At 43.6% G+C, this 20,184-nt stretch carries 18 protein-coding genes; 8 read left to right on the forward strand and 10 right to left on the reverse strand.

Going from position 1 to position 20,184, the window contains the following annotated elements:
• Positions 1 to 87: 87 nt before the first annotated feature.
• Positions 88 to 1,344 carry an amidohydrolase family protein gene (locus JMX18_RS07730; RefSeq protein WP_201586541.1) on the reverse strand — a complete coding sequence of 419 codons (1,257 nt, stop codon included), beginning with the start codon at positions 1,342 to 1,344 and terminating at the stop codon, positions 88 to 90.
• A 77-nt stretch (positions 1,345 to 1,421) separates the two neighbouring features.
• Positions 1,422 to 2,633, reverse strand: coding sequence for an MFS transporter (locus JMX18_RS07735; protein ID WP_265088820.1), 1,212 nt, complete (start codon positions 2,631 to 2,633; stop codon positions 1,422 to 1,424).
• Between the two features lie 616 nt (positions 2,634 to 3,249).
• Here JMX18_RS07735 and JMX18_RS07740 point away from each other — a divergent pair.
• Entirely contained in the window at positions 3,250 to 4,098 is an 849-nt protein-coding gene (locus JMX18_RS07740; protein ID WP_201586542.1) for an aldo/keto reductase, read from the forward strand.
• 138 nt (positions 4,099 to 4,236) lie between these two features.
• Here JMX18_RS07740 and ccmE read toward each other — a convergent pair whose 3' ends face one another.
• The 5 genes from ccmE to ccmA form a co-directional block, all read right to left on the reverse strand.
• Entirely contained in the window at positions 4,237 to 4,737 is a 501-nt protein-coding gene (gene ccmE / locus JMX18_RS07745; protein ID WP_201586543.1) for a cytochrome c maturation protein CcmE, read from the reverse strand.
• A 250-nt stretch (positions 4,738 to 4,987) separates the two neighbouring features.
• A complete protein-coding gene (gene ccmD / locus JMX18_RS07750; RefSeq protein WP_201586544.1) occupies positions 4,988 to 5,200 on the reverse strand; it encodes a heme exporter protein CcmD in 213 nt (70 codons plus the stop codon).
• A 76-nt stretch (positions 5,201 to 5,276) separates the two neighbouring features.
• Positions 5,277 to 6,065, reverse strand: coding sequence for a heme ABC transporter permease (locus tag JMX18_RS07755; RefSeq protein WP_201586546.1), 789 nt, complete (start codon positions 6,063 to 6,065; stop codon positions 5,277 to 5,279).
• A gap of 192 nt (positions 6,066 to 6,257) precedes the next feature.
• Positions 6,258 to 6,953: a heme exporter protein CcmB gene (locus JMX18_RS07760; RefSeq protein WP_201588283.1), complete on the reverse strand. Its 696-nt coding sequence runs from the start codon at positions 6,951 to 6,953 to the stop codon at positions 6,258 to 6,260.
• A 51-nt stretch (positions 6,954 to 7,004) separates the two neighbouring features.
• A complete protein-coding gene (ccmA, locus tag JMX18_RS07765; RefSeq protein WP_227674601.1) occupies positions 7,005 to 7,670 on the reverse strand; it encodes a heme ABC exporter ATP-binding protein CcmA in 666 nt (221 codons plus the stop codon).
• 265 nt (positions 7,671 to 7,935) lie between these two features.
• Between ccmA and JMX18_RS07770 the strand changes: the two genes are divergently transcribed.
• From JMX18_RS07770 to JMX18_RS07785, 4 genes are all read left to right on the forward strand, one after another.
• Entirely contained in the window at positions 7,936 to 9,024 is a 1,089-nt protein-coding gene (locus tag JMX18_RS07770) for a hypothetical protein (RefSeq protein WP_227674602.1), read from the forward strand.
• Positions 9,025 to 9,139: 115 nt separating this feature from the next.
• Positions 9,140 to 9,871, forward strand: coding sequence for a YbjN domain-containing protein (locus JMX18_RS07775; protein WP_201586548.1), 732 nt, complete (start codon positions 9,140 to 9,142; stop codon positions 9,869 to 9,871).
• A 97-nt stretch (positions 9,872 to 9,968) separates the two neighbouring features.
• Positions 9,969 to 10,886, forward strand: a complete 918-nt coding sequence (locus JMX18_RS07780) for a histone deacetylase family protein (protein WP_201586550.1) — start codon at positions 9,969 to 9,971, stop codon at positions 10,884 to 10,886.
• A gap of 41 nt (positions 10,887 to 10,927) precedes the next feature.
• Positions 10,928 to 11,134 carry a DUF2905 domain-containing protein gene (locus JMX18_RS07785; RefSeq protein ID WP_201586552.1) on the forward strand — a complete coding sequence of 69 codons (207 nt, stop codon included), beginning with the start codon at positions 10,928 to 10,930 and terminating at the stop codon, positions 11,132 to 11,134.
• Between the two features lie 79 nt (positions 11,135 to 11,213).
• On the opposite strand, the gene JMX18_RS07790 is transcribed toward JMX18_RS07785, so the two are convergent.
• A complete protein-coding gene (locus tag JMX18_RS07790; protein ID WP_201586554.1) occupies positions 11,214 to 11,987 on the reverse strand; it encodes a sulfite exporter TauE/SafE family protein in 774 nt (257 codons plus the stop codon).
• Positions 11,988 to 12,034: 47 nt separating this feature from the next.
• A complete protein-coding gene (coaBC, locus tag JMX18_RS07795) occupies positions 12,035 to 13,378 on the reverse strand; it encodes a bifunctional phosphopantothenoylcysteine decarboxylase/phosphopantothenate--cysteine ligase CoaBC (RefSeq protein WP_201586555.1) in 1,344 nt (447 codons plus the stop codon).
• A gap of 136 nt (positions 13,379 to 13,514) precedes the next feature.
• Here coaBC and radC point away from each other — a divergent pair, with 136 nt between their 5' ends.
• The 3 genes from radC (at position 13,515) to JMX18_RS07810 (ending at position 19,122) form a co-directional block, all read left to right on the forward strand.
• Positions 13,515 to 14,195 (forward strand): RadC family protein, encoded by a 681-nt coding sequence (gene radC, locus JMX18_RS07800; RefSeq protein WP_201586556.1) that lies wholly within the window; start codon positions 13,515 to 13,517, stop codon positions 14,193 to 14,195.
• A gap of 287 nt (positions 14,196 to 14,482) precedes the next feature.
• Positions 14,483 to 17,356: an acyl-CoA dehydrogenase gene (locus JMX18_RS07805; RefSeq protein ID WP_201586557.1), complete on the forward strand. Its 2,874-nt coding sequence runs from the start codon at positions 14,483 to 14,485 to the stop codon at positions 17,354 to 17,356.
• Between the two features lie 386 nt (positions 17,357 to 17,742).
• On the forward strand, positions 17,743 to 19,122 hold the full coding sequence (locus JMX18_RS07810) for a dicarboxylate/amino acid:cation symporter (protein WP_201586558.1): 1,380 nt from the start codon (positions 17,743 to 17,745) through the stop codon (positions 19,120 to 19,122).
• A gap of 91 nt (positions 19,123 to 19,213) precedes the next feature.
• Here the strand turns inward: JMX18_RS07810 and JMX18_RS07815 are convergent, their stop codons facing one another.
• The gene (locus JMX18_RS07815) at positions 19,214 to 19,969 is read right to left on the reverse strand and encodes a TSUP family transporter (RefSeq protein ID WP_201586564.1); all 756 of its coding nucleotides are present in this window, start codon (positions 19,967 to 19,969) and stop codon (positions 19,214 to 19,216) included.
• Positions 19,970 to 20,184: the final 215 nt, after the last annotated feature.

The following is a 20,184-nucleotide window of genomic DNA, read 5'->3' on the forward strand; positions in this document are numbered from 1 at the left end:
TATAGAAAACCCATAAAAAAACGCCCACTACTTTAAGTAATGGGCGTTTTTTATGCTTTATATTTCAGGTAGCAGTTTTAATAATAATTACATCGTCTCTCGAAACACATCCAGCTCGATCTCATAGCTGGGCTCAGGCTTTTTGAACAGGTACTCGCCGTTACGGATAGAGGCTAGGACATCAGCACGTTGGCGTACGGCTTCAAATGGCGTATCTGCATCTAACACCAAAAAGTTAGCGGCACGTCCGACTTCTAAACCGTACTCATCTTGAATATTCAAGGTTTTGGCACCGTTAAAGGTAATAAAATCAAGACAGACATCAAGCTGGGGTAGTGACATAGTTTGCGCCAAATGAATACCGTTATCTAAGATATTCATCATATTACCGTTACCGGCTGGATACCAAGGATCATTGATAGAGTCTTGACCAAAGGAGATATTGATACCATTTTCCCAAAATTCTTTGACCCGGGTTAGACCGCGGCGCTTAGGATAAGTATCTTGGCGACCTTGCAGATAGGCGTTTTCAGTCGGCAGCGCGATAAAGTTCATGCCCGACTGTTCAAACAGTCCCATCATCCGAAACGCATAAGCGTCATCCGCTGAACCAAATGAGCACGTATGACTGGCTGTAGAGCGTGCGCCAATATCTTCAATCATCACTAAGGCGTTTAGTAACTGTACGTGACGACTCATTGGATCATCGGTTTCGTCACAATGTACGTCGATAAGCTTATCGTACTTAAGAGCTAATTCAACCGTCTTACGTACCGAATCTTGACCAAACTCGTACGCCCATTCAAAATGCGGAATACCACCAACACAGTCCGCGCCCATCTTCAGCGCCTCCTCCATCAGCTCAACAGCGCCTTTATAGGCATACATCCCCTCTTGCGGGAAAGCCACAATCTGAATGGTGACGTTATCTTTGAGCTCTTCGCGTAGCTCCAGCATGGCTTTAAGTCCGGTCAAATCAGGATCACAAACGTCGATATGAGTACGAATATATTGTACCCCTTTCGACACTTCTTCTTGGATCCCTTTGAGCATCCGCTGCTTGGCATCTTCAAAGGTCTGATTCTTTTTGACATCGTGCCAGCGGGCAATACCCTCAAATAGCGTACCTGAAGCGTTCTTGGCATCATCACCGCCGCCGGTATAAACATAGTCTAGATGCAGATGCGAGTCCACATAAGGCGGGACAATTAGCCGCCCTTTTAGGTCAATCTCTTCATCAGCGGCAGGTAGGTTTTTACCTATTTGCTGAATCACACCGTCTTTTACCAAGATCTCATTGGCATCTTCATTACGATAGATATTAGCGTTAGTAAACTTTTTCATTACAAACTCCTATTGTTATTAAGTATTATTATTTTTTATTAAAAACTTATTTATTAAAAAATATTTATTGAAAGCCACTAGATCGCAGGAGCATCTAGGGTTTTCTTCGACATAAAGGTAATTATTATCGCTGGGACAAAACAAAGAATAGACAGATAGACAATACCAAAAACTCCGGTCTCTGGCATGTGTACCAAAATCAATCCTGCCAGCCAAGTAGCAATCATAATTGAGAAGTTAAAGACACTCGATTGTACTGAAGTGGCAATAGCTTTGGCTTCGGTAACCTGGTGGCTGACTGCGGTTTGGAACATCGTAACCAAAGGACCAAACGCCAATCCCCATAATAAGAAGGCGATATGTGCGAAACCATTAGTGCCTCTAAAGAACACGAATAGCAGCATCGCTATTGCGCCCCCGCCTAACATACCGACGATTAAGCCACGCAAATGCGTATCAATAATCCTAGCTGATAATATGACTGAAATAACTGAACCGATACCGAAGATAAGCAGTGCTAAGCTAATCCCGCCAGTAAAGGCTATGGTTTCTACCAAGAGCGTAATATAAGTATAAATACTATAATGGGCGACCACCGCTAAAAAAGTCAGCGCTAAAACAATCCAAACCCCAGGTATTTTAAGCACTGCCAGTGGCGAGTTACTTTGGGTGAGTTTCTCCCCCTTTACAGCGGGCAAGAATTTCATCGCCAGTAGCGCAATGAGCGCACCTAGTCCACCAAGGACTAAAAACGACATACGCCAGCCCACATGAGTACCGATAAAGGTCATTATTGGCAGACCTAAACTCACTCCAAAAGTATTACCTGCCATGATGATAGTAATCGCTTTACCGTGCATATTTTCTGGCACTAGCGCCGTACCGTAAGCGGCAATCATTGGCCACATAATACCGGCACAAATCCCACCCAGAATACGCATCGCTACGATAAGGTAGTAAGAAGACGTTAACCCAACGACGATGTTAGAGACTGCAAAACCCGTCAGCAGGGCCATTAAAAGTATTTTTCTGTTCACCCATAAGGTGGCACTGATTAAGGGAATAGCAAAAATTGCCGAAGCTAAGGCATAAATACCGACCAAAAACCCGACTTGGGTCTGCTCGATACCAAGACCTGCTGTCATTTGCGGCAAGATACCTGAAGGCATAAGCTCGGATAGAATACCAATGAAAGTAACGCTAGCCATAAGACCGAATACGAACCAAGAAATAGGGTTCTGGCCATTAGCATTGCCTTCTGAAAAGTTGGCCTTTGAAAGACTTGACACATCCTCTCCTTATTAATCAATAATTTTAAGAAATATCAAACACTCTCAACCAAAACATACCAAGGTAAACCCAAGCACTCTTCTTATATAAAATATTTATTATGATAGGACTTAAATAAGTAGAGTTATCAATCTGCTCGCCTTACAGCACTATTGATGTGAAACAAAGTCTGCTGTATGCAATGCTATCTATTAATCACATTAGCTATAAGTGGAGGCTATAAACAAAAGCTATTGGTAAACTAAACATCAAAGTAACTACTTATCGAATATCTTATTGGTTAACTAGAATGATTACTAGAAAGGTAACGAAAATGAGGTTACAGCCTGTTTGAGCTTTGTAGAAAAGCGTCACTCAACCTTTTACTTCACATCATTTTTTCTTATAGTGGTTACTTAATACGATGTTCATACGATGACTGAGTTATGATTTTATTGATTAAAAATGAATAATTTTATTCTGATTCTTATTAAAAATGGAATACGAAACCCTAGATCTAAGTGGCTTTCTATCTATTTATGGATTTAAGAAGGTATAAAAATAAAAAACTGCTACTAAAATCAACGGCTTATTAAAACTATAGTAGAAATCCACACTAATAACAAGGATAACAACATGAGTAATACAAGATATAACATTCGTACTGCTGGACAAGCTAAAATTCCAGTACTGGGATTAGGTACATGGCAATCGACAGGGCAAGAGTGTATCAATGTAGTCAATGAAGCTTTGAAGATGGGCTATGAGCACATTGATACTGCTCAAGCTTATGATAATGAAAAAGAGGTGGGTCAAGGGATCAAAAAATCAGGAGTAGCTCGGGATAAATTTTTCTTGACCACTAAGATTTTTCCTGATGATATGAAGTTTGAGCCCGAGAAATTAAAAGCGGCTGCTAAGCGTTCACTTGAGAACCTAGGTACCGATTACGTTGATTTACTGCTACTTCATTGGCCCGATGATCGTGTGCCTTTATCAGAAACTATTCCTGCGTTGTGTGAATTACAAAAGCAAGGACTAACTCGTAATATTGGCGTCTCTAACTTCAATATTGCTAATATTATCGAAGCAAAAAAGTATGCTGACGTGCCGATTGTGGTTAACCAAGTCGAGTTTCACCCTTTTATCAAACAGCATACTTTACAATCATTTTTGAACAATCATCATATTCTCTTAGAAGCCTATTCACCGCTAGCTCGTGGTGATGTCTTCGATAATGAGATTATCAAAGAGATTGCTGAGCAGCATAACATTACTCCAGCACAGGTTTCACTCGCTTGGATTCTATCCGACAATAAGCGTATCGCTATTCCTAAAACCTCTAACCCCGATCACTTACAAGGCAATTTAGATGCCGTTGAGGTGCAATTGAGTGCTGATGAGTTGGAAAAGATAGGTAAGCTTGCTCGCTCTGACGGCCGTAAGATTGAGCATCCTGATTACTCTCCTGAGTGGGATGATTGATAGTCTTTTTTATAAGCTAATAATTGGAAGAAAGTAGGCTCTTATAAGCTAAGAACATCCAAAAAAAAGCCACCGATTAATAACCGGTGGCTTTTTTAATTGACGCTAGCACTAAGTATAAGCTCAAATAAAAACTGATTACTGCTGTAAAGTTTGAGTCTCACGGATAGGCTCAGCAGGATTATACTGCTCAGAGGCGGGTATTGCCCCATTGCGATTGTGCTCTTTCATGGATTTTGCAACTTCTGGCGGCATATAATTCTCATCGTGCTTCGCCAATACCTCTCCTGCGACAAAGGTTTCTCCTTGCATCTTACCCGTCGCGACTACCCCTGAATTCTCCGCAAACAAATCAGGCAAAATACCTTGATAAGTCACAGGAACCGTTGAGGCAAAGTCAGTAATAGCAAACTCAACACTTAAAGGATCGTTGGCTGAGCGTTGCACACTACCAGCCACCACCATTCCACCAGCACGAATACGTTTATCCTGCGGAGCTTCACCTTGAGCAATAGCCGTAGCATCAAAATAATAATCCGTCTGCTGACCAATCGCATAGATAACCAGCACTACTGCAATCGCTGCCCCTGCGAGCGTGAACATAACCCACATTAGCTTTTTGCGTCGGACTGCGTTCATAACACCACCTCATTGATGAGTGACTATTTTGCTAATTAAATCTCTTGTAGGTCCAATAATTCGCAAAATAAATTAATAGCTAGGGTATTCATCTAAAAAGAATATAAACACACCCTTATCATGAGTATATGATAGCATTTTTTAGTGAACTCAATAAGCCCTAGACTTATCGATAGAACTGATGAGTATAGATTAGAATAAGTTAAAAAAATAATTTCTTATAGTTTAAGGTCATGATTTTTATAGTATTTTAGAGGGTAGTAGATTTATTGGCATTAGCACTACGCTGTGCTTGACGCACTTGTTGAATATTAAGCTGTTTGATAAGCGCTTGTCTCTGACGACGACTGTATAGAATAAAGATAAGCATAGCACCGACGGTAATCGCCCAGCATGACCAGACAAAAACCCCATGCTCCCCCATGGCGATAAACTCAGAAATGCTATAAAAATAGGGCTGCACTACTCTCTCCTAACGCTAGGTTTTAACCAATTTAAACTTATCATCTGTAAATAAATTATAAAGTGAAACGATGGCACTATTTTTGCTGACCACGGACGTACTCTTTTACCCACGCCTTTCCTTGGTCACGGTACAAAATAAGCGTATTGGTACGATAAATAGCCAAGGTTGCTACCAACAAATAGCTACCAATAATCATTAATAATAAGGGCATCCACATATCGGCTGACATCTTTGGGGCTTCGGTCAAAGTAAAAGTTGCGCCTTGATGCAAAGTATTCCACCACTCTACCGAGTACTTAATAATCGGCAAGTTGACTGCGCCTACCACTGATAGGATAGCCGCCGCTTTACCACGGTTAGCAGTATGTTCAAACGCCGCAAACAAAGCCATCACGCCTGCATATAAAAACGCTAAAATCAGCATCGAGGTCAAACGCGCATCCCAAACCCAATAAGTACCCCAAGTGGGTTTTGCCCAGATAGAGCCGGTCAGCAGACTAATCACCGTTAATAAAAAACCTATTGGCGCTAGGGCTTGAGCAACCAGATTGGCGGTCTTAATCTTCCATACCAAAAAGATTACCCCCAATACGGCTAAGGCAAAATAAATGGAAATGGCAAGGCTGGCTGCGGGTACATGGATAAAGATAATACGATAGCTGTTACCCTGTAAGTAGTCAGGCGGCGCAAAAGCCAAGCCCCAAACACTACCAATTAGTAGACAAATACCCGCTAAAATAGCTAACCATTTGACCCAAGGCGCAAAGATACGAAAAAACTGCTTGGTACCTACAGTGGTCAAGAAAACTTGCCATATACGCTGCCATAGGCTAGGAGATGAGACTTTATTCATGTTTGGCATGGGATACAAAACCTATTGACCAGCTGTTTGGTTAAAGCAACATTTTATATCGTTAGCTAACCTGCTGGCATTAAATACTAGACAGAATTTATGAGAAAATGCTACTTAGATGACTATTATAGCAAACTTGCCACTTTTCAACATGCCGTTAATGAGCAGGGTTTAAAAGTATGAATGAATAATCAATTCGCCCTAATTAAGCCATGACATTTTTAGCGTCAAAGCGATCACTAACGGCATAACTAAAACAGAGGCGATACTACCCGCTAGTAGCAGGGCCAAGATCGGCAAACCATTCATCCCAGTAGCGAACAAATCCACCGCACCGGTGGCAAATATTAATACGGGCAACTGCATCGGCAATGCAATTAAGGGCACTAACACCGCGCCATTTTTCAATGATAAGGTCAAGCTACTGGCCACTGCCGATAGCATTAGTAGCATAGGACTACCGGCTATAATCGAGACCATGAGTATCCCTGCATCAAACCAACTCAGCTGAAATAAGGGAACTGCTAATAAGCTTAGCAGCGCAACGATACCACTACTAAATATCCAGTGAATAGTCAGCCGAATCAATACCCAAAGCGGTAGCGATGCCTTAGCCACCACTAACTGTGCCAGTGTGCCGTTATCGAGCGCAGGTTTAAATAAACCGTCAACGCCCATAACCAAAGACAACAAGGCGGCAATCCACACGGCGGATACCCCAAGGCGCTGCAATAGTTGAGGTTCGCTACCCACTGCCAGCGGAAATAAGGTAATAATCATCAAAAATAAAACCAAAGGATATAACCATTGCACGGCACCTTGCTGCTTGACCTGCCATTCGCGGCGCCACAGTTGAGTAAAACTAATAGTGCGCGGCTCTGTTACTGCTTGGCCCATACGATTACTCGGCGCTAAGCTGTCTGTCATTACTTATCCTTTTCGTTTTACTTATACCATATAATCTGACAAATCGAGCACTTGATTGGCAACGCCGACGGGCTGGTGACTGGTCATAATTATCGCCCCGCCACTATTTACAAACGCCCGCAGCCTATCCTCCATCCTCGCCACCATATCGACATCCAGCGCTGTAAAAGGCTCATCTAACAACCATAATGGGGTCACCTTTGGTGTTAATAAATACAAACGAGCTAAAGTGATACGCCGCGTCTGACCGGCAGATAAATGGTTTGAGCTTAGCATCTCAAACCCTTGCAAACCTACCCAAGCTAACGCCTCATCTATCTCCGCAGCCGTTGGTGATATGCCATATAAGTTTAGTAAAAACTTCAGATTCTGCGCTACCGTTAGACTAGGATTGATACCAAGCTGGTGCGAGACATAAAGCGGCTGCACTGGTAATCCTGCTATCCCTTGATAAGCAACCTCTCCTGTCAGAATCGGCAATAGGCCTGCCAACTGCATCAGCAGTGTGGTCTTACCGGTACCATTAGCGCCAATCAAGTGACAAATATTGCCCGTAGCTAAATCCAGCATCACTTCTTCACATAATGGGATCTCACCGCGTTGAACAGTGACATTATCTAGCTGCAACATAGGTGTAGCTTGCGATACAGGCATAGAGTTAGGAGCAGATGCAGGCGATGCTATCATCAAAACCTCTTATAATTTATTAAGTGAGCTATCATCGTTTGCCAGCCAGCACCGTCCACCAGAAATTCATAACGCCATACAATATAATCGGTTCAAAATAAAAGAGGTCTAAAAGTGTTGGCCTACTACTGGTATAATTTTAAGTTGAAGCGGCTAATCCTATGCAAACAATATTCAGCACAAATAGGGATTACGTTCATGGCATAATACGCTATGCTCACTACAACCTTACAGTATAACAAATTGTCGATAACTATCGATATCTATGACGTTAAAAACTATGACTCAAAAAACCAGTATCAACGACTCTTCTAATCACAGTACCGCTCACGTGCCCTCTACTCAAGCAGCCGCTCCTATTGCCTCCATAGAGCGCTTGATTGAGGCGCAAGTTGCTTTTATCCAGCAATGGTTGCAGCAGCAAGCTGAACCTTTAGTCATGCAAATGTGGCAATGGCTCGGGGCGCAGCCGATGAGCCGTTATATCAATAGCGAGGATCTGCAGCGCCTTATCAATGATGGGCTGCTTAGCCAGCCGATGAGCGCCGCCATACGTACTGATATTCGTGATATTTTACGTACCGTAATTTATCATCCGGTCAATGATAACGTCCCTTTGTCTGAGCTGATTGATGATACCCAAGTAGAGACTCTGGCAAGCTACGTCGGCAGTCACGAGCAGCAGCGCAATATATTGATTCATACCTTAGTAGGTAATGAGACTTTTGCAGACCTGCTCACTCAGACGCTATACCATGCTATCAACGACTTTATGGAAGGCACTTTAGATAAGGCAGGCGGGGTCGGCAAACTGATGAAAATGGGGCGCAGCTCATTTGAAAAAGCGACCAATCGCAACCTTGATGAAAAACTACAAAGTTACTTACATCGCAATATCAAGGATCTAGCTCGCCGCGCAGAAGCCAACGCTCAAGAGCATTTATCAAACGAAGAAGTGACCCGCTTGCTAACCACAGGTTGGACACGTATAAAAGATCAGCCTGTGAGTCACATTCAAACTTATTTGCGCGAGGATGCCGACCATAGTAGCATTGATCATCTCGAGGCTAGTGCCCAGCAGAGCTTTAACCGTCTGCGCTTATCGCCTTATTTGCGTAGTTTAGTCGCCGCCAGCGTTGAGACTTGGTACACCAATCATCAGTCCGACACTATCGCTACTTTAGCCGCTGGTCTGAATATCGACGAGCAAGCGCTAGCGCAATTGAGCACGGCGTTATTACCAATTGCCTACGATGCTATTGAAAGTGAGGAGCTCAGGGCTCATATTGAAGAGATGTTACAGGCTTTTTATGCTCAGCCTCAATTAAAAGACATCCTAACCTTTAGCCTCTAAAGCTAATTAGCATTAGATCCGTTGAACATCAAAGATCATTTAGCGCTAAAACTATACATCAAAAACTACACATCGCTTTTATCTGTTCGCCTTTATTAATAGTTCTACCTTATTTATGAGTCAAAATAATAAACTTAGCTTATGGCAAAAACTAAAGCAGCTGCTGAGCCCTGCAGCGCCGCAGCCTACTGCCGAGCCGATGCAAAAAGAACAGCAAAAAGAGCAGATCGCAGAATCTGCCGACGAACCTAGCGTAGCAGATACGGATAATAATACTGCAGCTAAAATCTCTCTTACTAAAAAGAATCGTGATAACCCTGAGACTCCTATAGTGGACTCTATCAAGCAGTATTTACATAATAAGCAATGGCACTATACTTATTATCGTCCGACCACCAAAGATAGCCATCAATCCCACCATTTATCAATGCGCATGCGTAACAAAGATGTAGAATGCGGCTATCTATTTCGGGTGCAAGAAGACAATGCTTTGCTTGCTATCTACGGTATTTTGCCCTTTACGATACCTGAAAGTCATCAAAGTGCCGCCATGCTGCTCATGACTCAGATTAACTATGACATGCTGATTGGTAATCTAGAAATGGATGTCAATGATGGAGAGGTACGCTACAAAAACGCCATTGATGTTGAAGCGGTGGGTATTGATGATGTCAAAATTGAACACTTGCTACAAAGCGTGGTAGCAATGACTACCGTCGCCTATGAGCTATTTAGCGACTTGATTAATACGCCAGATCCTAGCGAGAATATGTCTACCTTGCTGGTTGAGCTGCGGGAACAAGCCGACGCGCGTACTTTTTTCTTGCCGACGCAATTAATTCAATAGACTGACGCTAGCTTTATAAATCAGTATTTATTTAGTCAGCATTTAAAAAGATAAATCCTATTTTCTAAAAACATTTATAAAAGAACGTATTAAAATTATGCTAAAAATTGCTTACTCTGAAATCTTTCGTTATTCGGTGCCTGAAAAGCACCGCTTTCCCATGCAGAAATATACGATGATTCCTGAGCGCCTGCTAGCGGAAGGAACCATTACTCCTGATAACTTTTTTGCACCGAAGCGTTTGAGTGAAGCAGAGATTTTGACCACTCACACCTTTGATTATTGGTATAAGCTCAAAACTCAGACCTTACCACGTAAAGAAGCACGCCCCATAGGCTTTGAGATGACGCCTGAGCTGGTTGACCGTGGTCGCCATATTGCTCACGCTACTTATGAATGCGCCTTATACGCTCAGCAATACGGGGTCGCTATGAACGTGGCGGGTGGCACCCATCATGCTTTTGCGGATCACGGCGAAGGGTTTTGCGTCTTTAACGATGTTTGTATTGCCAGTAATCTGCTCTTAAATCGTGGACAAGCGCAAAAGGTTTTAATCATCGACTTAGATGTGCATCAAGGTAATGGTAACGCTAGTATTATGGCGGACGAACCCAGAGTTTTTGTCTTTAGTATGCATGGTGCCAAAAACTATCCGTTTCGAAAAGAGATCTCTGACCTTGATATTGAGCTCGATAATGATACGGGTGACGAGGAGTATCTGCGTATTTTGACGGAAACCTTGCCGCCTCTTATAAGCCAAGTTAATCCTGATATGATTTTTTATCAATCGGCAGTGGATGTCCTAGCTACGGATAAGCTGGGTAAACTAGGCTTGACCAAAGCGGGTTGCAAAGCACGAGATGAGTTCGTCTTAAACCAAGCAAAAGCGGCTCATATCCCCGTAGCTATCGTGATGGGCGGTGGTTATTCAGAAGATATCGAAGATGTGGTTGAGGCGCACTGCAATACTTTTCGGGCAGCGCAACAGATCTATTTTAGCAAAGTGGCTGGTTAGCCTCATAAAGTAACTTACCATCTGACGAGATAATATTTTATATGGCAAAAATACTCATTGGTATTGGCATAATTTTAGTTATTGTAGGGATTATTTGGCTGATATTTCCCAGCGCATTTTCGTGGATAGGTAACCTACCAGGTGATATTAAATACAAGTCAGGCAATACGAGAGTCTACTTCCCAATTGTCACCATGATTGTGATAAGCATCGTCGCCACTATCGTGCTGAATTTGTTTAATCGTTGAATAAATGGTTTAAATGATGAGTTACGCTGACCTCACTCTACCTTACTTTATAATAATTCAGCCTTATAACCGTTCAGCTTTAGAGTAATGCTGCAATCCCCTGCCAACCCACCCGAATACCCAGCACTGTCAAAATTAACAAAATAAGCTGGCGAAACCGTGCTTGCGGTAAATAACGACGCAAGCGAATACCTATCAATAAAGCCGCTACCGACAGGACACTTAACAGGGCAATTAATTGCCACTCGCTAGCACTTAGCGCCATAATCGGTTCGCGCAGGACAATTATTTGCGCTATCTTGCCCAAGAAATAACACATATTACCGACCTTGGCGATAGTGTTTTTATCATCACTAGCAGACAATAAGTACATCATCAAAATGGTCGACATCGCATTGGTCGCCCCGCCGATAATGCCAGCGCTAAGCCCCACGATAATCAGTACCGGCTTGGTATCAGGCAGGCGTATTTGTTTACCCAATAGGCTACTAATCACATAATATGCAATCACGGTCGCTAGCACTAGCAAAATATAAGCACTATCTATCCATAGCAACAGTTTGGCACCCAAAATACTACCCAGCAAGCTGGTAAGCGCCAATAACCAGTAACGTCTGCCGTAATAAATGAAGTTTTGCCAAAGACTACGACCCCCACCCGCCAGCCAAGTCATCGCATTGAGTAGTAAAGATGGAAAAATCACCAGCACAATCGCATGCGGCAAGGGATACATACTGGCAAGCGCAGTAGTAGTGACCAGCGTCACCCCTAGCCCGCTAATACCATGCAGTAAAGAGGCAAAGGCAAAGATCGCCAGTAGCAGCACGGTTTGCGTGCTATCACTATCCGTCATGACAAACCTAATCTAGCAGCGCTCATTGGGCATTTCATAGTCAGCGATCACAATGAATCGTTCAGCTTATCAAAGCGCTGCCAGTACGCCTGTCCAATCAGGCTCGTCAACTGCTTAGCAATTTCATCTTTACTGGCTTTATCTAAAACCACTGAATCATGCTCATAGCCTTTGGCAAAGAATATTTGCATGGCATTATCGTCGCTAGCAAAGCCAATATCTGCACGTGAGACATCATTGCAAGCAATCATATCCAAATCCTTATCAGCAAGCTTACCGCGCGCATAACGCTCAACATCTTGGGTCTCTGCGGCAAAACCTACCACAAACAATTCTGGGTGCGCCAAAGAAATCGTCGCTAAAATATCCGGGTTTTTGACTAAATTAAGCGTCATCGCATCTTGAGTCTTTTTGATCTTTTGCGGCGCAGCTTCCTCGGTACGATAGTCGGCAACGGCAGCGGTTGCGATAAAAACATCAGCCTTTAGGCTTTCCAAGTTCTGGGATTCATTTTCATCTCCACAGTCACAGTCGCCATGTTCATGGTGATGATGCTCATGATAAGTTGTCAATGGTAGAGCACTGTGAGTACCATCGACACACTGCTGTGCGGCTATTAGCAGCTCCTCAGCGGACAACACATCAATGCGAGTAACATTAGGCGGTGTTGGCAAGGCGACCTTGCCGCCAGCAATTAAAATAACCTCAGCTCCGGCTTGCATACAAGCATTTGCCAAGGCAAAGCCCATTTTGCCTGTTGAATGATTGGATAGGTAGCGCACAGGATCTATAGCCTCAACGGTTGGTCCTGCGGTAATCACTACTCTTTTACCGGTTAGTAGTTGCGGTATAGTTTGCTGCGCATAAAACAATTGTACTTTATCGAGCAGTTGTTCAGGCTCAGGCAAACGCCCCGCACCGATATCACCGCACGCTTGATCGCCACTTGCTGGCTCAATAATATGATAACCCATATCGCTGAGTGCCTGTACATTGAGGCTAACAGCAGGATGCGCCCACATTTGCTGGTTCATCGCTGGCGCTAGCATAACTGGCGCAGCCGTAGCCAGACATACCGTAGCTAACAGATCATCTGCCATACCCATTGCTAAACGCGCCAAAGTATTGGCTGAGGCCGGCGCAATCACTACCAAATCCGCCCATTTAGCCAGTTCAATGTGGCCCATGCCGGCTTCAGCTTGCTCGTCAAGCAATGAGGTATGCACCTCATTACCAGTCAAAGCCTGCAAAGTTAGCGGAGTAATAAAAGCTTGAGCACCGGCGGTCATAATGACCCGCACCTCAAAGCCGGCTTTGATTAAAAGTCGGGCAAAAACGGCAGATTTATAGGCGGCGATACCGCCGGTAATAGCGAGCACAACATTTGACATAAGCATGGCATCAAAAATTAAAAGGTAAAAGAAAAGATAAGAATTGCGCTTATAGTAACAATTATGAGATAAGTTGGGTAAGGTTTTGCGTATTTATCACTAACGAATCTGTTTTTATCAACAATAAGGGATAATAATGGCCATCAAAGACTGGCATGAAGACGATAGACCACGCGAAAAACTATTGAAACTGGGAGCAGCACAATTATCTGATGCAGAGATATTAGCCATATTTCTACGAACTGGTACCCAATCACAATCCGCTATTGAGCTGGCTCGCCATTTAATCGATCAATTCGGTAGCTTGGCTGAACTCCTCTCTGCTCCCAAAGAAACCGTCCTCGCCTGCCACGGTATCGGGCCGGCTAAATACGCACAGATGCTAGCATCGCTAGAGATGGGGACTCGTTATCTCGATAGTCAGCTCAAAACTGGGCAAGCACTGGGACGCTCACAAGTGGTCAAAGACTATATCAGCACTCAACTGCGCGGCGAGTCGCGTGAGGTCTTTGCGGTGCTTTGCTTAGATAATGCGCTAAACCTGCTCAACTTTGAGATTCTATTCACTGGCGGCATCTCTTCTTGTTCCGTTTGCATTAAGCACGTCTTACGCCATGCCTTGACCCACGCTGCCAGTCAATTGATCGTTGCTCATAACCATCCTCATACCAATGCGCAGCCTTCAATAGCCGATAATCTATTAACCTATGAGCTCAAAAAAGCTTGTGACCTACTGGATTTATCGCTGGTCGATCATATCATTGTCGGTCGTAATGATACGCTGTCTTATGCTGAAAATAGTCTAGCTCCCTTTTAAATCATTAATTAACACCTAGTCAACCTATTATTTGATACATATTCTCGACATTGCTTAGCATTTTACCTATTGATAGTTGTTAACAATCATTTCATATTAGAGAATGGTTATTTATTCGTAAAATGTAGCTAAAACTTAAAGTTTGCTATTTATTTTGTAGAAGCCGTATTATTTATGAGCGCTAGTAAAAATTACCTTTAATGCTTATAGCTATTATAATTGGTGAGTTTTGGTAGGTTTTACGGTTTTAGCCTGCTATATTTTAATATTTATTTAAGGAGAGAGTCATGGCGATTGGCTTATTTGTTTTGGCAGTAATCATCCAGCTAGTCGTAGTCTTGGCGATCTTTTTACTGTCGCTATCTCGAGTTACCGGTAGCATTGTAGCTATCGTCACTGTAATCGTGACGGCTCTTATAAGTCCATGGTCATTGATTTTAGGCGTGCCGATAGCGCTATTATGTTTAGTACTGTTAATCACGCCCATGCGCCAAGCGCTTATCACCAAGCCCGTCTATAAGGCTTTGGGCGGTGCTATGCCCAGTATGAGTGATACCGAGCGTGAAGCGCTGGATGCGGGTACCAGTTGGTGGGAAAAAGAGCTGTTTATGGGCGCACCAAACTGGGAGACCTTTGCTAATTATCCTTATCCGACTCTGTCAGAAGAAGAACAAAGCTTTATCGATAATGAGGTCGAAGAGCTATGTGCGATGATCGATGAGTGGGAGGTGCATACCGAGTATAAGGATCTATCTCCACAAGCATGGCAATTTATTAAAGACAACGGTTTCTTGGGGCTTATTATCCCTAAAGAATACGGCGGTCTTGATTTTTCTTCTTATGCTCAAAGTCGGGTCATGAGTAAAATTGCCTCACGCTCACCGACAGCAGCAGTGAGCTGCATGGTGCCAAACTCTTTAGGCCCGGGCGAGCTCTTGATGCATTATGGTACCGATGAGCAAAAACAGCGCTGGCTTCCCGGTCTTGCCAACGGTACAGAGATTCCCTGTTTTGGTTTGACCGGTCCTGAGGCCGGCTCGGATGCGGGCGCTATTCCTGATACCGGGGTGGTTTGTTATGGAGAGCATGACGGCGAGCAAGTGCTCGGGCTACGAATGAACTTCTCCAAGCGCTGGATTACTCTTGCCCCTATCGCCACTGTAGTAGGTTTGGCCTTTAAAATGCATGACCCAGAAGCATTACTGGGCGATATCAATAAAACCGATTATGGTATTACCTGTGCTTTGGTACCTGCCGATCATGAAGGCGTTATTATAGGCCCGCGCCATAATCCTAGCGGCTCCCCATTTATGAATGGTACCGTTGATGGGACTGATGTATTTATTCCGCTAGATTATATTATCGGCGGGGTTGAGAATGCTGGTCGTGGTTGGCGGATGCTGATGGAATGTCTAGGCGTTGGCCGCGGTATCTCCTTGCCTGCTCTTTCGACCTCAGCCAGCGAGATGACTTATCTAAGTGTGGGCGCTTTTGCCAAAGTACGTGAACAATTCAAAATCTCAGTGGGTAAGTTTGAAGGTGTACAAGATGTCACTAGCCGCATGGCGAGCCAAACTTACATGTTAGAAGCCTTTCGTCACTTAGTCACTTGCGGTCTGAACCAAGGGGGCACGCCATCCGTTATGACCGCTATGGCAAAATACTATGCTACTGAAACCATGCGTGTGCTGGTCAATGACGGTATGGATGTGGTTGGTGGTCGGGCGATTCAGATGGGCCCGCGTAACTTTTTGGCGATTCCTTATCAGGCCATTCCCGTCTCTATTACCGTCGAAGGGGCGAACATCTTAACGCGCTCACTGATGATATTTGGTCAAGGAGCGATGCGCTGTCATCCTTATCTATTTGATGAGCTGCAACTGCTGCAAAGTGATGATAAAAAGGCGGCGCTCAAAGAGTTCGATACTTTATTCTTCAAACATTTAGGCTATACCTTTAACCGCGGTGCCAAAGCTTTTGTGGCCGGTTATTTTGGTGGTAGCAGTAAAGCACCAAGCTTTGCGGATAGCTTTACCCGCCCTTACTACAAACATATCAACCGCTTGAGCGCCAGCTTTGCGCTGACCGCTGATATGGCACTCGGCTTACTAGCGGGTGATTTGAAACGTAAAGAGATGCTTTCTGGACGTCTAGCCGATATTCATGCCCATCTATTTATTGCCACCGCTATTTTGCAATTCTACGAGCATGGCAGTAAATCAGAGTCTGAGCGCTTGCATGCCAAGGTTGCTCTCCAGCATAGTTTATATACGATTCAAGAAGCCTTTGTGTCCTTCTTTGCCAACTTTCCAAATCGCATAGCCGCCAATGTGGTAGGCTTTGTGACCTTCCCTAGTGGACGTATCTTTACGCCAACTAGCGACGAGCTTAAACGCCAATTGGGTGACACCTTTATGGACGACTTTGAAGCCAATCCATTTCGTGATTATCTTAAATCGATGGTTTATTACAATACTGAAGCTGATGATGTTACCGGCCGTATGGAAAATGCCTATCAAACTTTGCTTGAGATTGAGCCGTTATGGCAGAAGTTCAAAAAAGCGGAGCATAAAGGGAGCTTTGCGGGTTTAACCTTTGAAGATCATGTGGTCAATGCCAGTCAAAACGGTGATATTACTGAGGAAGAAGGTGAGCAATTAATCAACTACAATGCCATACGTTTTGACTCTCTGTTAACCGATGTGTTCGATGAACATTTATTAGAGGTACAAGAGCGTCATAATCCGCATAGCTTAGAAAACGCCGTACAGCAGCTTACCGATTATGCTCAGTTAAAAAGTGAAACCCAAGCTAAATATGGTATTGAAGAGCCAAGCTCTAGCAAAACAGAAGCTGCGAACATCCATGAAGAAACCGGTGACGCCAATCCAAACCATGGCTATGAAGCTGATGGCGATGTGGAGATGGTTGATGAGCAAGATACTGTTCGAGAAATTAAGGAGCAAACTGATTTTAGTAAAGCAAATCCTGATGCCGCAGCACTTGACCACAGAGCTCGTGATGCCGAATCAACTCTCAATGAACGTATGAGCTCTAATCATAGCGCTGCTACAGGGTCTCATGATATAGAACACCCGACTGACACAAATAAAAGCAAATGGCAGGATGGCCTGCGCCGTGAAGAAGACGATAAGGCTTAATTAAGATGTCAACAAACTATACCTAAGCTCGTAGTTAGTCTAATACTTAACAGGGCAACCCATTAGGTTTTGCCCTGTTTTTTTGTCCTGTTTTTTTGTCCTATTATTCTTAGAACATTTGAAACAAATAGAGCATATTCGGGCTTATGACGTTCGTAAACGACTCTTTTATTCAAGTAATGATATTTGATTTGATAAAAAAATCTTGCAGTACCCCTAACTATTCTTTTATATTGTTCGCCGCCGCAAGAAAGATGCGACCATCAACAGCAATCATGAATCGTAACCTGAGTCAAAATGACAAAGATAGGTCAAGATAACTTTAGGTGCATTGATTTGAGCATTGAACTCGTTGTAAAGAGTTACGTACACCAAGGATATAAGTTATGTGGAAAAATATGGGACTGACGGGCAAGATTATTGTTGCCATGGTACTCGGTATCATACTGGGTTTGTTTATAAATTACTTTGGATTAAATAGCGAAGGCAGTTTTGTTAATAACTATATAACCAATGGCTTTTTTGCCATTATCGGTAAGTTATTCGTTAACTCCCTTAAAATGTTGGTCGTGCCGTTGGTATTAATCTCGCTTATTTGCGGGGTGTGCGGTATCGGAGATATTCGTCTACTGGGCCGTATTGGTACCAAAACCTTCCTCATCTATATGATGACCACTGCCCTAGCGATCGCAACCGCAATTGGACTTGGGGTACTATTTGGTATTGGTAAAGGCATGGACATCGAAACGGAAGCGACTTTTGAGGCCGCATCAGCGCCACCGCTTCTTGATGTGTTCTCAAACATTGTTCCCTCCAACCCTATCAGCGCCATGGCAAATGGCGATATGCTCTCTATCATTTTCTTTGCGGTGCTCATTGGTATTAGTATTTTGATGGTTGGTAAGCCTGCTAAAGGCTTAGTACAAAGCTTGGAGCTCATTAATGAAGTCATTCTAAAGATGGTGACTATTATCATGAACCTTGCGCCTTACGGGGTATTTGCGCTATTAACAAATGCTATGGCAGAGTTGGGTTTAGACCTGATTTGGTCGCTGCTCGGTTATGTGGCGGTGCTGATCGGCTCACTTGCATTCCACTTCTTTATTACCATGATGATTGTCCTAAAACTGTTTTCTGGCCTGTCAGTCAAGACCTTTTTGGCAAAGATGCGTGAGGTGCAGATTTTCGCTTTTAGTACTTCAAGCTCAAACGCCACCATCCCCATTACCCTACGCACCGTAACTAAGCGCATGGGGGTGAATAACTCAGTCGCTTCGTTTACTGTGCCGTTTGGGGCGACCATTAATATGGATGGTACGGCGATTATGCAAGGAACGGCGACCATTTTTATTGCCAATATCTATGGCATTAACTTAGGTATCACTGAATATCTCGTCGTCATTTTGATGTCGGTACTGGCATCTATCGGAACCGCAGGTGTGCCCGGTGTAGGGCTTATTATGCTATCGATGGTGTTTGCCCAAGTTGGCTTACCTATCGAAGGTATTGGCCTAATCTTAGGTGTGGATCGTATCCTTGATATGCTACGTACCGCTGTAAACGTTGGTGGTGATGCAGCCGTCACCGCAATCGTGGCAAAATCGGAAGATAAAATGGATCTTGCGATTTATAACGATCCTGATGCCGGTTTGAGAGACGTATTTGATGGGCATATCAGTGAAGACAGCGAGCGCGAATTCTCTCATGTATTTAGCGATGGTTTGATAGGTAGTGAATACGATGATGTCGATCGTCGTAAACTATAACCGCCAGCTCCATATTTGAATGTCTAAAATTATATATAAAACCCCAGTCGTAACCAGGCTGGGGTTTTTAGTTTAGTGCTTTTTTGTTGAGTTAACCCAGTACATACTTAGTCAACATTGCTAGGCACATCAGTACAATCATTGGCCGAATCAGTCTACTGCCACCCTTAATCACCATATGCGAACCAAAATACGCGCCTATCGTTTGACCGACCATCATTGCTAGACCTACTTTCCACAAGACATTTCCGCCCAAGATAAAAAATATCAATGAGCCAATATTGGTAGATAAATTGAGTACCTTGGCCGCACCAGTCGCTTCAATAATTTGCCGACCACGCAAGGCGACATTACCCAGCGCAAAGAACATCCCCGTACCTGGCCCGATATAACCATCATAGAAACCAATTATCGGAGCAACAATCTTTTGCCAAGCACCTTCACTGATGCGAGGTTCTGCCTCTATTTCACCAAGCCTAGGAGCGAATAAGGTATAAATACCGATAGCCGCAATTAAAAAAGGAATAAGCTTCTCGAGTAAATCTGGTGGTGACAGCTGCACAGCGATAGTACCGATAACAGAACCTACAAAAGCAGCGCCAATAGCTACCTTAATAGCTTGAGGCTTAACCACACCTTTTCTTATCATGGTAATCGACGCCGCTAATGCTCCCGAAGCAGCTTGCAATTTGTTAGTACCTAAAGTAAGTACCGGTGGAATATTGGCCAATAACATCGCCGGAATAGTTAATAGACCACCCCCTCCTGCAATAGCATCGATAAAACCAGCCAGCGCCGCCACGGCGGTGAGCATTAATATAATCTCTAAAGAAAGTGATAAGTCCATAAAACCAGCCTTGTATTCGGGCATATTGCTTAGCTAATAAAAACAAATCTCGCCATAATATCACCGCAAGATAAACAGCCAAGCCAAACCGAATTATAGATTTAAGTCGGTCAACTCAGTAGAAATGTCTATTGTTCAATAGTAGCTATCGTGTAAGTAGTTTGTATTGTATGGTAGTAGCTCTAGGGATTGTTAAGCGAACCAATATATCAATC

The sequence above is a fragment of the Psychrobacter jeotgali genome (assembly GCF_904846315.1).
In the GTDB taxonomy this organism is placed as follows: domain Bacteria; phylum Pseudomonadota; class Gammaproteobacteria; order Pseudomonadales; family Moraxellaceae; genus Psychrobacter; species Psychrobacter jeotgali.

What these genes read in the sequence shown, in the direction of transcription:
- JMX18_RS07740 (WP_201586542.1), top strand. Translation starts at nt 3,250, where the DNA reads ATGAGTAATACAAGATATAACATTCGTACTGCTGGACAAGCTAAAATT.
- coaBC (WP_201586555.1), bottom strand. Translation starts at nt 13,378, where the DNA reads ATGTCAAATGTTGTGCTCGCTATTACCGGCGGTATCGCCGCCTATAAA.
- JMX18_RS07810 (WP_201586558.1), top strand. Translation starts at nt 17,743, where the DNA reads ATGTGGAAAAATATGGGACTGACGGGCAAGATTATTGTTGCCATGGTA.
- JMX18_RS07775 (WP_201586548.1), top strand. Translation starts at nt 9,140, where the DNA reads ATGAGTCAAAATAATAAACTTAGCTTATGGCAAAAACTAAAGCAGCTG.
- JMX18_RS07730 (WP_201586541.1), bottom strand. Translation starts at nt 1,344, where the DNA reads ATGAAAAAGTTTACTAACGCTAATATCTATCGTAATGAAGATGCCAAT.
- JMX18_RS07760 (WP_201588283.1), bottom strand. Translation starts at nt 6,953, where the DNA reads ATGGGCCAAGCAGTAACAGAGCCGCGCACTATTAGTTTTACTCAACTG.
- radC (WP_201586556.1), top strand. Translation starts at nt 13,515, where the DNA reads ATGGCCATCAAAGACTGGCATGAAGACGATAGACCACGCGAAAAACTA.
- JMX18_RS07780 (WP_201586550.1), top strand. Translation starts at nt 9,969, where the DNA reads ATGCTAAAAATTGCTTACTCTGAAATCTTTCGTTATTCGGTGCCTGAA.
- JMX18_RS07815 (WP_201586564.1), bottom strand. Translation starts at nt 19,969, where the DNA reads ATGGACTTATCACTTTCTTTAGAGATTATATTAATGCTCACCGCCGTG.
- JMX18_RS07770 (WP_227674602.1), top strand. Translation starts at nt 7,936, where the DNA reads ATGACGTTAAAAACTATGACTCAAAAAACCAGTATCAACGACTCTTCT.
- JMX18_RS07790 (WP_201586554.1), bottom strand. Translation starts at nt 11,987, where the DNA reads ATGACGGATAGTGATAGCACGCAAACCGTGCTGCTACTGGCGATCTTT.
- JMX18_RS07805 (WP_201586557.1), top strand. Translation starts at nt 14,483, where the DNA reads ATGGCGATTGGCTTATTTGTTTTGGCAGTAATCATCCAGCTAGTCGTA.
- ccmA (WP_227674601.1), bottom strand. Translation starts at nt 7,670, where the DNA reads ATGATAGCATCGCCTGCATCTGCTCCTAACTCTATGCCTGTATCGCAA.
- ccmE (WP_201586543.1), bottom strand. Translation starts at nt 4,737, where the DNA reads ATGAACGCAGTCCGACGCAAAAAGCTAATGTGGGTTATGTTCACGCTC.
- JMX18_RS07785 (WP_201586552.1), top strand. Translation starts at nt 10,928, where the DNA reads ATGGCAAAAATACTCATTGGTATTGGCATAATTTTAGTTATTGTAGGG.
- JMX18_RS07755 (WP_201586546.1), bottom strand. Translation starts at nt 6,065, where the DNA reads ATGCCAAACATGAATAAAGTCTCATCTCCTAGCCTATGGCAGCGTATA.